The organism is Deinococcus sp. HSC-46F16 (assembly GCF_024171495.1).
Lineage (GTDB): Bacteria > Deinococcota > Deinococci > Deinococcales > Deinococcaceae > Deinococcus.
This window is the reverse complement of sequence record NZ_JALJZW010000003.1, coordinates 44114-55338: the sequence shown is the minus strand read 5'-3', so window position 1 is coordinate 55338 and position 11225 is coordinate 44114. Positions and strand designations below refer to the sequence as shown.

The following is an 11225-nucleotide window of genomic DNA, read 5'->3' as shown; positions in this document are numbered from 1 at the left end:
GGTTCTCCTTCAAGTTCCGTCTGGGGACAGACGGTAGGTTTGACAGGTGCGGCACTGAAAGAGGTGGAGCGTCAGGGTGCCCTGCTCGGCACAGTTCAGCGCGTCCTCACTGGTCCAAGTGCGGGACATGGACCGAGCAATCTCAGCGGCTTCTTGCTGAACGCTTTCGTGAGACGTGATCTCCGGCTGCTCCGAGGGCGTGAGGGTTCCCAGGTACGTGCAGCACTCGCCGCAGTGGTCCGGCCAGTGGATGGGATTCCAGAGAATCACGCGTGGAGTGTGGTGGAGAACAGCCGTCACGCTTTCTGCGCTGGCTGTCTCCGAGAAGTCCACGTCCTGAAAGGTGCCTTCAAACTGAGCCGCCGCGCGACCATCGGCCACGCACCATGGACAGATAGTTTCGGGGTCGTCCTCTCCATACATCCCACCGACATACGCCCACTCGCGCGCCTGACCACACACCTCGCAGGCGATAGGCCGCTGCTCGAAACAGCCATCAGCCAGAGGGTCAGCGTAATAAGGGAAAGCGGGAAGGGCTGAAGCGGACTCGGCATGAAGTGGCATGGCTACACATTACTCAGGCGGCGCAGAAGCTCGTCCTTCTCCCGGAACAGCCGATCTGCCGCCCTAGCAAAATTGGTACGGAAATAGCGGGGAGGAATCAGAGGGGAACCGCAGTGCCCCAGCACAATCAAGTGTGATCTCATCTCCTTAACGCCGCCGCAGGTCCACGCCCCGCGCCCGCAACTCCTCCTTCGCCACCGTCTCGGTGTGCACGATGTCGGGGCCGTCGGCGAGGCGCAGGGTGCGGGCCTGCGCGTACATCATGGCGAGGGGGGTGTCCTGGCTGACGCCCGCGCCGCCGAAAATCTGGATGGCGCGGTCAATGACGCGCAGGGCGACATTGGGCGCGACCACCTTGATCGCCGCGATCTGGCCCCGCGCCGCCTTGTTGCCCACGGTGTCCATCATGTGCGCGGCCTGGAGGGTCAGCAGCCGGGCCTGGTCGATCTCCATGCGGCTGTGCGCGATGGCCTCCCGCACGTGCTGGTGCGCGGCGAGCGGCTTGCCGAACGCGACCCGCTGAGAGGCCCGTTCCACCATCAGCTCCAGCGCCCGCTCGGCCTGCCCGATCAGCCGCATACAGTGGTGGATGCGGCCCGGCCCCAGGCGCCCCTGCGCGATCTCGAAGCCCCGGCCCTCACCCAGCAGGATGGAGGAGGCGGGCACGCGCACGTTCTCGAAGGTCATCTCGGCGTGGCCGTGCGGCGCGTCGTCGTAGCCGAAGACGGTGAGCATCCGCTCGGTGGTCACGCCCGGCGCGTCCATCGGCACCAGGATCATGGACTGCTGGAGGTGCCGCTCGGCATTGGGGTCGGTCTTGCCCATGAAGATGCTGACCGCGCAGCGGGGATCGCCCGCCCCAGAGGTCCACCACTTGCGGGCGTTGATGACGTAGTCGTCGCCGTCGCGCTGAATGCTGGCCTGGATGTTCGTCGCGTCGCTGCTCGCCACTTCCGGCTCGGTCATGGAGAAGGCGGAACGAATCTCGCCGTTCAGGAGGGGCACGAGCCACTGCTCCTGCTGCTCGGGGGTGCCGTAGCGGGCGAGCACCTCCATGTTGCCGGTGTCGGGCGCGTTGCAGTTGAAGATTTCAGGCGCCCACCACACCCGGCCCATCACCTCGCACAGCGGAGCGTATTCGAGGTTGGTCAGGCCGGGGCCGAACTCGCCCCGGGGGTCGCTGGCGGGCGGCAGGAAGAGGTTCCAGAGGCCCTGCTCGCGGGCGTGGGGCTTGAGGTCCTCGATCAGCTCCACATGCTCCCAGCGGTTGCCGTCGTTCACCTGGCGGTGGAACTCGGCCTCGTTGGGGTAGATGTGCTCGTCCATAAAGGCGGTCAGGCGGGCGTGCAGGTCGCGGGTGCGGGGCGAAACGTCGAACATGGCGGTCATAAGGGGTCCTCCTCCGGGTGCAGGGGGCGAAAGGTGGCGCTGCCGCCCTCGATGCCCAGCAGCACCTCGCGGGCGGGGCCGCCGCCTTCCCGCCGGACGGTCAGCCCCAGGGCGAGAATCTCGTCCAGCAGCGCCTCGGCGCGGGTCATCAGGGCGGGGTCGGCGTCGTGGGCGAGCTGGTCGGTCAGGCGGGCTTCCTCGTCGAAGAGGGGGCGGTAAGGGGCGAAGGCTTCGGTGGGCTGGAAGTCGCAGTGAAGGGCGAACGAATCCGTGTGCAGGAGCGGCAGCCGCGCGAGGAGTACGCCGTCCCGCTCCAGCAGGTAGGTGGTCACGGCGCTCCCCTCCCGACCGGGGCGATGGTCGCCAGCGCCGCCGCGACGTGGGTATCGTCCCCACCTTGCCGCGCGTACACGTCGGCCCGCACGACGACCTGACGGCCCCCGGCCCGCAAGACCTCGCCGCGTGCCCACAGCACCTCGCCCCTGGCCGGGGCCAGCAGGTTGAGCTTGTACTCGGCCGTCACCACGTCCCCGGCGACCGAGGCGGCGGCCCAGGCACTCACCGTGTCCGCGAGGTAGCCGACGACCGCCCCGTGCGCGTGGCCGTGGTGCTGGGTGAGGTCCGGGCGCAGGACGAGTTCAATCTCCACCACGCCCCCCTCCAGCCGCCGCAGCCGGGTGCCCATGAAGCGGGTAAAACCGCTCGTCTGCGCGGCCCGCTCCAGGCGTTCGCGCAGGGCGGCGAGGTCCGGGGCCGTCATGACCGCACCCGCGAGAGAGGCACGCGGGCCAGCGTGTCGCCGTGCAGCGAACTCAGGATGAGGTGGTCGCCGTGGGGCAGCACCTGGGTGACGTAGCCGTAACTTTGCGGCCCGCTCCCCTGCGCGAAGGCGACCGGGCGGCCCTCCAGATTCAGCCCGACGAGCATGGACTCTTCGGGAAGGGGCAATTGCACGCGCTCCGAGATCCGCGCCACCACCCGCCGCAGCCAGGGCTGACCCGCGGTGGCGTCCAGCAGCGGCGAGCGGCGGCTGGGAAGGGCGACCCAGAAGGTCGCCACGCCGTCGAAGCGCACGTTGTCCGGGTAGCCGGGGAGAGAATCGGCGAAGACCTCCAGCGTTCCGGCCTGGTCGCCCACCAGCCACAGCCGGTGCACCCTGGGTCCCCCCGTCTCGGTGACGAGCAGATACGCCCCGTCCGGCCCCAGCGTGACGCCGTTGGGGAAGTTCAGGCCCCGCGCCAGCACGGTCGTCTCGCCCGTCTCCAGATCGTGCCGCAGCACCCGCCCGTGCCCGCCGTGTTCCAGCAGGTCGAGGAGTTCGTGCGGCCAGCTGTATTTGCTCGACGCGTCGGTGAAGTAAACGAAGCGCCCCGCCCGGTCCACGTCGAGGTCGTCGGTGAAACGGAAAGGAACCCCCTCGGCTTCGGTGGCGAGCACCTCTCCCTCTCCCCCGTCCAGCCGCACCCTCAGCAGCCCGCGCAGCGCGTCCGCGACGAGCAGCGAGCCGTCGGGGTGAAAGCGCAGGCCGAGGGGGCGCCCGCCCGTGTTCGCCACGACCTCGGGCCGGGTGCCGTCCGGCTGAAAACGGACGATGGCCCCACTCCCAAAGCCGCTGTAGAGGCGGCCTTGAGCGTCCACGGCGACCGACTCGGGCGAGGTCTGACCGGGGACGGGGGCGAACCGCTCCGCCGTGTCCAGCCGCCCGTTGTCCGCATACGGCCCGCCCGTCCGCGAGGGAGTCAGGCCCGGCCCCTCCCAGGCCACCGGACGCACCCGCGTGGGCGCGAGGAGCAGCCAGCCCACGCCCGCGCCGAGGGTCAGGCCGAGGACGGTGCGGAGTCTCACGCCCCACCTCCCGCCGGGGCCACATCAGCCACGACGATAGTACCCAGCGCGGTGGCGACGAGCTTTTCCTGACCTTCCTGCACGGCGAAGATGTCGCAGCGGGTCACCGCCTGCCGCCGGGTCGCGCTCACCACGCTGCCCCGCGCGACGAGGGCCTCGCCCACGCCGGGCCGGAGAAAGTTGATCTTGAACTCGGACGTTAAAACGCTGGGGCCGAGCGCCGCCGCTCCCATGAAGGTGAGCGCGATGTCGGCCAGCGCCGCCTGCACGCCCCCGTGCGCGAAGCCGTGGTGCTGGGTCAGGTCGGCACGGAAGGGCACCCGCACGACCACCCCGTCCGGGGCCATGTGCTCGACCCGCGCCCCGACCAGCACGCTGAAGGGCTGCGAGTCCAGCACGCTCTGCGCGAAGGCGACCGCCTGCGGCCCCTCCAGCGCGGTCACAGGTAGACCCGCATCACGGTCTCGGCGGTGGCGGCGGGTTTGCCGCTGCCCTCCAGTTCGATGGTGTTGGCGACGGTGAGTTGAGCGTAGCCGGGGCCGTCCTCCACGTTCAGCAACGTGGCGCGGTTGCGCAGGCGGCTTCCCACGGGCACAGGGGCGATGAAGCGCACCCGGTTGAGGCCGTAGTTCACCACCATCCGCACGCCGTCCAGCGCCGGAAAGCCGCCCCCGGTCATGAAGTGCCCTGCGAGCAGCGACAGCGTCAGAAAGCCGTGCGCGACCGGGCCGCCGAAGGGCGTCTGCGCGGCCCGCACGGGGTCCACGTGGATGAACTGATGGTCGCCGGTCGCGTCGGCGAACTGGCTCACCATCTCCTGCGAGACGGTCACCCACTCCGAGAGGGCAAGTTCCCCGCCGAGGCGGGCGCGGAGGTCGTCGAGGTGCATGGAGGCTCCTTTCGGGGACGGTTCTCAGATCGCCGTGATGCCGCCGTCCACCGCGATGTTCTGCCCGGTCATGTAGGCCGAGGCGTCCGAGGCGAGCAGCAGCGAGAGGCCCTTGAGGTCCTCCGGTCCTCCCAGGCGGCCCAGCGGCGTGTAGCCCAGAATGGTGTCGCCGCCATATTCGAGGGTGCCGCGCGTCATCTTGGTGGGAAAGTAGCCGGGGCAGATCGAGTTCACGGTGATGCCGTACTGCGCCCACTCGGCGGCCAGGGCGCGGGTCATGTTCACGACGGCCCCCTTGGACGTGTTGTAGGCGAGGGTGCCCGCCATGCGGGGGCTGTTGCCGCGCAGCCCGGCGACAGAGGCAACGTTGATGATGCGGCCCGCTTTCGCCGGAATCATGCAGCGCTTGCCCACCGCCTGCGTGAGCAGGAAGAGGCCATTCACGTTGAGGTTGATGACCTTCTGCCACGCCTCGAAGGGGTGCTCCTCGGCGGGGGCGCCCCAGGTGGCCCCGGCATTGTTCACCAGGATGTGAATGGGACCGACCTCCGCGTGGATGCGCTCGACCAGCGGCTCGATGGTGCCAAACTGCGAGAGGTCGTGCGGGTAGACGTGCGCGGTGATGCCCAGGCCGGTGAGGTGGGCCTTGGCCTCGTCCAGCTCGTTTTGCTTGCGGGCGGTCAGGACGACGGTCGCGCCGTACTCGCCCAGCGCCTCGGCGATTTGCAGGCCGAGGCCGCGCGAGCCTCCGGTGATCAGGGCGACTTTGCCGGTCAGGTCGAACAGGTCTTTGAGTGCCATCGGGGAAGCCTCCAGTTGTGACGTTGCCCCCACGATAGGCAAAGTGTACGTGCGCGTCAATTTTGAACGCGGGGGGACATTCACGGGCGTCCGGGCGAGAGGGAGACGGCCTTGCAAGGGGCAAAAGGGCAAGCCACATTTATTCAACATGGAAAGGGATCGGGCGCGGAAGGCGGCACACTGGGCCATGTCGAGGCGACTTCTTCTTTCCGTTCTGACCGCCCTGACCCTGGGAGGCGCGGCCTCAGCCCAGGTCACGCTGAAAAACATCCTTCACGAGCCGCAGGGCCGGGACAACTGTGGGCCGGTCACGGCGATGACGATTGCGGGCTACTACGGCACCCGCCTGACGCAGGCGCAGGCGGCGAACGCGCTCAAGGACTCGGCGAGCGACCCACAGGTCACCAGCGTGGAACTGGCGAATTATCTGGGACGCTTCGGGCTGCGTAGCGTGATTCGGTACGCGGGGACGCCCGACCTCCTGCGCGATCTGCTGGACCGGGGGTTCCCGGTCGTGGTGCAGCAGCGGCTGCGGCCTGGCAGCAACGTGGCGCACTTTCGCACCGTGTACGGGTACGAGGGGGGCCGTTTCCTGACCTCCGATCCCCTGCGGGGCGCCCGGCTGTGGCTGACCCAGGCCGAGCTGATGGACCTGTGGCACTACTACAACGGCGAATACATGGTGACCTACCCGCCCGCGAAGGAAGGCGAGGTCCGCGCCGCCCTGGGCGAGAGCTTCAGCGCCGCCGGGAACTGGAACCTGCTGCGCCGCGTCGGGGAGAGCAACGTCAAGGCCCGCCCGAACGACCCCTACAACTGGTGGGGGCTGGGCAAGGCGAACCTGCGCCTGGGGAATGTGAAGGCTGCCGCCGACAACTTCGCGCGGGCGGCGGCCTTGGGGGTGCCGACCCTGTATTACCTCTACCGCCAGGAAGCCTTCGAGGCCTGGAGCCAGTCGGGCGACCACGACAAGACGCTGAAATACAGCCAGCAGGCCCTCAAGATCGACCCGCAGAGCAAGGAGCTGCTGCGCTTCCGCAACCAGGCGCGGGCGGCGCTGGGCGGATAGGCGGAGGTGCCCTTCATGGCCTGGGGGTACGCTGAGGCATGTCCTCCCGTACCCCCTTCCGGCTGCGCTCCGGCCTGCTGACCCTCTGCCTGCTGCTGGGGGGCGCGGGGGCCGAACGCACGGTCGCGCCGACGCCGCTCTACGCCAGCCCCGACCTGCGGGGGAACCCGGTGCAGACCCTCCCCTCCGGCACGCCGCTGGCCCCGCTGGAACGGCGGCAGGGAGGCCCCAGCGAAAAACCCGTGCTGGCCGTGCTGGCGGGCGACCGGGTGCTGTACGCCCGCGCGGGGACGGTGGCCTACACGGACACGGGAGTCAACCTCAGCGGGCGCGAGAGCTACTTCGGCTATATATCGCCGCAGCCGAGCGGACAGGCGGCTTCGCTGATCCTGACCCGCAACCTGGAGAGGGCGGAGGGCCGGGTGACCGCGTGGCAGGTGCGAGTGCTGCCGCTGGACGCCGCGCGGCTGGATGGGGCGGGGCTGCAAGAAGCGCCTCCCCTGCGGGTGACGGGTCCAGCGGTGCGGACGCTGAAGGTGACGGCAAAGGGCGAGCGCACCGAGCTGGAGGTAGGCAGGCTCGCGCCGGGCCTGTACCTCGTGGCGGCGGCGCGGGCAGACGCGCCCTCCAAGACGCTAGCAACCGCTGTGTTGCAAGTCACCGACCTCGCCCTGACCACCCTCGCCACGCCGACCGGAGTGGAAGTCTGGGCGACCCGGCTGGACACCGGGGCACCCCTCCCCGGCGTGCGCCTGAACGCGGTGGCCCTGCGCCCCCCCACAGAGGAGGAACAGCGGCAGGAGGAAGCGTGGCGCTACCGCCCCGCGCGGGTGCTGGCCCCGGTCACGACCGACGCGCGGGGGTTCGCCCGGTTGGCGCTGCGGGACGGCGAGCGGCTGTGGCTGCGCGGCCGGGTCACGCTGGGGGGGACGGTTCACCGGGCCGTGCTCGGTGTGGACGACTACGGCCTGGGGGCGGGGCAGCCGGAGCGGGCGCGGGCCTACCTCCAGACCGACAAGCCCGTCTACCGCCCCGGCGAGACCTTGCAGGGGCTGGCGGTGGTCCGCTCGCTGGGGGCCGGGACCCGGACTTCCTGGCGCGGGGCGCTGACCGTGCGGCTGGTGTCGGGCCAGAGCGACGTGCTCGCACAGGCCCGCGTGACCGCGAACGCCTCCGGCCTCGCCCGCTTCGCCTTCCCGCTGCCGGAGGGCGTCCGCACGGGCGAGTACCGCATCGAGGCCGAGCTGCCCGCCGCGCCCAGTCCGGCCAACCCGAAGCCCCTTCCCGACGTGAGTTCGGTTCCCGTGCGAGTGCAGGCCTTCGTCAAGCCGCAGTTCACGCTGGACGTGACGGCACCGCGCGAGGTCGTCACCGGAAGCAGCGTGCCCGTCACCGCGCAGGCAGAGCGGTACGAGGGGGGCGGGGCGACCGTGCCTGTCGAGTTCACGCTGCTGGGCGGCTCGGACCAGTCGGAGCTGTGGCCGGGAGCGGTGCCGGGTATCAGCGGGCGGCCCGACTTCGAATGGATTTCGCCGGACACCTGGGGCGACTCGGCCTTCCTGACCGTCCCGACGAACCGCGCACCCAGCGCCCGCACCCAGACGCGAAACGGCACGGGCACGGCGGCTCTGCGCCCCACCGCGCCCAACGCCCGGCCCCGCGACTACACCGTCTACGCCCGCGCCCGCGACGAGTACGGGCGCGACGTGCTGGCGAGCGTGCCCGTCACGGTGCATCCGGCGGGGGTACGGCTGGAACTGGTGCGCTGGCCGACCCTGACGGGGGGGAAGGCGAGCGCGGCCCTGCGCGTGCGGGCGGTGGGACCGGGCACACCCCTCCCCGGCCGCGCGGTGACGGCCACGGTGGTGCGGAGCTGGCAGGAGCGGGTCGCGCAGGGCGGGCGCATCGAGTACCGCGAACGGCAGGCCACCGTGCAGACGCAGACCCTCCGCAGCGGGGCGGGCGGCACGCTGACGGTCACGGCACCCGCCACCGGGTCCGGCAGCTACACCCTGCGGCTGGAGGCGAAGGACGCGGCGGGCCGAGTCACCCGCTCCAACGTGAGCCTGGGCTACGTGCCGGAGCCGTCCACCCAGGCCCCCGGCGTGCGCTTCACGCTGACGCTGGACCCCGACCGCGACACCTACGGGGTGGGCGACACCGCCCGCCTGACCCTGCGAACCACCCTTCCCGTGGGGACCCCGGTGCGCCTGACCGCCGCCGCCGAGGGCCGCCTGACCACCCGCACCGTGCGCGTGACGGGCCGGACCCAGACGCTGACCTGGAAGGTCACTCCCGACCTCTCGCCGGGCTTCACCGTACAGGCGACGGCGGTCGCGGGGGCCGAGAGCGTGCGGGCCGGAACGCCGCTGCTGTACGTGCCGCGTTCCGACCGTCAGCTCGTGGTGACGGTGAAGCCCTCGCGCGAGCAGGCCCGCCCCGGCGAGGAGGTCACCCTGAGCGTGGACACCCACGCCGGGGGCAGGGGGACGGCCGCTTTGGTCACACTGGCGGTGGTCAACGAGGCCGTGTACGACGTGGCCGCTGACCCCAGTCCCGACCCCTGGCGCTTCCTGTGGGGCGCCACCTATCCACGCGTGGAGGTGCGCTCCAGTGCCGGGGCGCCCGCCGACGGGGGTGGGGGCGGTGGGGCCGATCAGGGCGGCGCCCCGCTGCGGCAGGACCTGCGCGAGGTCGCCTATTTCGGGGCCTTGCAGACCGGGGCGGATGGCCGCGCCCAGGTCAAGGTGAAGCTGCCGGAAGCGCTGGGCCGCTACCGGATCACGGCCCGCGCCTTTACCCCGTCGGGTGGAGCGGGGGACTCCCGTGCCGGGATCACGGCGACCCTCCCCTTCGCCGTGCGCCTGACCGGGCCGCGCGTGCTGACGCAGGGGGACGTGGGGAGCGCGTACCTGGGGGTCCAGGACCGCGCGGGGGGCAAGACCGCCCAGGTTGCCCTGAGCGTGGGCACCGATGTCATCACGCGCACCCTGACCCTGGGCGGCGGCGACGCGGTGGCGCGGTTCCCGCTGGAGGCCCCGGTGACGGGCCAGAAGCTCACGTTGGAGGCGCGGGCGACGGCGCTGGGGGGCCAGGCCGACGCCCTGCGCCAGACCCTGCCGCTGCGCCCCGCCGGGCCGCGCACCCGCCTGACCCGCGAGGGCATACTGGCGGCGGCAGGCACGCGAACGGTGGAGTTCGGGGTGCCCTCCGGGGAGCAGGCGGAGGCCCTGACCCTCACCCTGGCGGCCACGCCCCTGCAAGCGGCACTGGCCGATCTGGACGCCTACCTCGCGGACCCGGAGGAGCGCTGGACCACCACCGATGCGGTGGCGGCGCGGCTGAGGGCCAACCTCGACCTCGTGGGGCTGGCGGGGCCGCTGGGGTGGCCGGATGTGCGCGAGCGGGCGCTCTTTCAGGCGCGGCGCGACCTCGCCACGTTGCTGGCGCTGCGGCAGTTCGGCAGCGAGAACGGCGCGGGCTGGGCCTGGACCGCGCAGGGTCCGGTGACCGCCGAACAGACCGCCCACGCGCTCGCCGCGCTGGCGGCGGCCAAGGGCGCGGGCCTGACCGATGCGGCCACCCTGCGCGGAGCCGTGGACGCGGGGCGGGGCCTGCTCGGAAAGGCGAGCGCTGGCGACCGCGTCCACCTCGCCGCCGCCCTCGCCCTCGCGGGGGACGCGGCCCCGGCGCTGAATCTGGCCCGCTCCGGGGGCGTCCGGGACGCGGAATCGCAGGCCCGCCTCGCCGCCGCGCTGGCCTCCTCCCCGGCAGCGGGGGCACGGGCAGCGGCGCTCACCCTCTACCGGGCTGCACGGACACAGGCCGAGCGCACCCCCGAGGGCGGCCTTTTCCTCGCGGACGACGTGACCGCTACCGCGTACCTGCTGGACGCCGCACAGGCGCTGGGGCAGAAGACCGATGCTCCCTTGTTCCTCCAGACCCTGCTGGACCGCCGCACGGGCGGCGCGTGGGAGGGGCCGCTCGCCACCGCCGCCGCGCTGGGGGCCTTGCGGGAAGCAGTGGCGGGGGAAACACGCCGCCCGAACACCCGCGTCACCGTCAGCCAGGCCAACTTCACCCGCGACCTCACCCTCGGCCCGCCCGTGCGGCTGACGCTGCCGTCCAGCGGGGCAACCTCCCCCCTACGGCTCACGGCAAGCGGCCCCCTCGCCTACCGGGCCGAGCTGGACGCACGGACGGCGGGGAGCAAACCGGCCACCCTCTCCCCCATCGTCGTGGAGCGGCGCTACGACCGCTCGCGGGTCGAGCGCGACGGGCTGGTCACGGTGACCCTCACCCTGCGGACTCCGGTCGCCCTGCGCCACCTGCGCCTCACCGACCCCCTCCCCGGCGGGCTGGAGGCCGTGGACGACCGCCCCTTCGCCTTCCCCGGCGCGGTGGCGAGCGCGGGGCAGACGGGCGCAGCGTGGGCCGACCGCTCGCTGTATGACGACCGGGCGGTCTTCTACCTCGAACGCCTCCCGGCGGGCGTGACCACCGTGCGCTACCGCCTGCGGGCGCTGGCCCCCGGCACCTACACGGCCCCCGCCCCCCGCGTGGAGTCGGCGTCGGGGCTGCCGCCCGCGCAGGGACAGGCGCAGCGGGTGGAGGTGGTGGAGAAGGAGTGAGCCTGGCTGGAACCTCCGTCCCCTTTCCCCCGTACCT

Annotated in this window: 10 protein-coding genes; 2 read left to right on the top strand and 8 right to left on the bottom strand. The window is 71.8% G+C overall.

Annotated elements, in window-relative coordinates:
• Positions 1 to 9 precede the first annotated feature (9 nt).
• The 8 genes from L1280_RS15825 to L1280_RS07870 form a co-directional block, all read right to left on the bottom strand.
• A complete protein-coding gene (locus L1280_RS15825) occupies positions 10 to 564 on the bottom strand; it encodes a CbrC family protein (protein ID WP_371922897.1) in 555 nt (184 codons plus the stop codon).
• Between the two features lie 147 nt (positions 565 to 711).
• Positions 712 to 1944 carry an acyl-CoA dehydrogenase family protein gene (locus L1280_RS07900; protein ID WP_253581845.1) on the bottom strand — a complete coding sequence of 411 codons (1233 nt, stop codon included), beginning with the start codon at positions 1942 to 1944 and terminating at the stop codon, positions 712 to 714.
• Between the two features lie 5 nt (positions 1945 to 1949).
• The gene (locus L1280_RS07895; protein WP_253581553.1) at positions 1950 to 2285 is read right to left on the bottom strand and encodes a hypothetical protein; all 336 of its coding nucleotides are present in this window, start codon (positions 2283 to 2285) and stop codon (positions 1950 to 1952) included.
• Positions 2282 to 2713: a PaaI family thioesterase gene (locus L1280_RS07890; RefSeq protein ID WP_253581552.1), complete on the bottom strand. Its 432-nt coding sequence runs from the start codon at positions 2711 to 2713 to the stop codon at positions 2282 to 2284. The genes L1280_RS07895 and L1280_RS07890 overlap by 4 nt, the downstream gene beginning before the upstream one ends.
• Entirely contained in the window at positions 2710 to 3798 is a 1089-nt protein-coding gene (locus L1280_RS07885; RefSeq protein ID WP_253581551.1) for an SMP-30/gluconolactonase/LRE family protein, read from the bottom strand. The genes L1280_RS07890 and L1280_RS07885 overlap by 4 nt, the downstream gene beginning before the upstream one ends.
• Positions 3795 to 4241 (bottom strand): hotdog fold thioesterase, encoded by a 447-nt coding sequence (locus L1280_RS07880; protein WP_253581550.1) that lies wholly within the window; start codon positions 4239 to 4241, stop codon positions 3795 to 3797. Before L1280_RS07880 ends, L1280_RS07885 begins: the two co-directional genes overlap by 4 nt.
• Entirely contained in the window at positions 4238 to 4687 is a 450-nt protein-coding gene (locus L1280_RS07875) for a MaoC family dehydratase (RefSeq protein ID WP_253581549.1), read from the bottom strand. Before L1280_RS07875 ends, L1280_RS07880 begins: the two co-directional genes overlap by 4 nt.
• A gap of 24 nt (positions 4688 to 4711) precedes the next feature.
• Positions 4712 to 5488, bottom strand: a complete 777-nt coding sequence (locus L1280_RS07870) for an SDR family oxidoreductase (protein WP_253581548.1) — start codon at positions 5486 to 5488, stop codon at positions 4712 to 4714.
• 187 nt (positions 5489 to 5675) lie between these two features.
• Here L1280_RS07870 and L1280_RS07865 point away from each other — a divergent pair, with 187 nt between their 5' ends.
• A complete protein-coding gene (locus L1280_RS07865) occupies positions 5676 to 6557 on the top strand; it encodes a C39 family peptidase (RefSeq protein ID WP_253581547.1) in 882 nt (293 codons plus the stop codon).
• Positions 6558 to 6595: 38 nt separating this feature from the next.
• On the top strand, positions 6596 to 11188 hold the full coding sequence (locus L1280_RS07860; RefSeq protein WP_253581546.1) for an MG2 domain-containing protein: 4593 nt from the start codon (positions 6596 to 6598) through the stop codon (positions 11186 to 11188).
• Positions 11189 to 11225 lie beyond the last annotated feature (37 nt).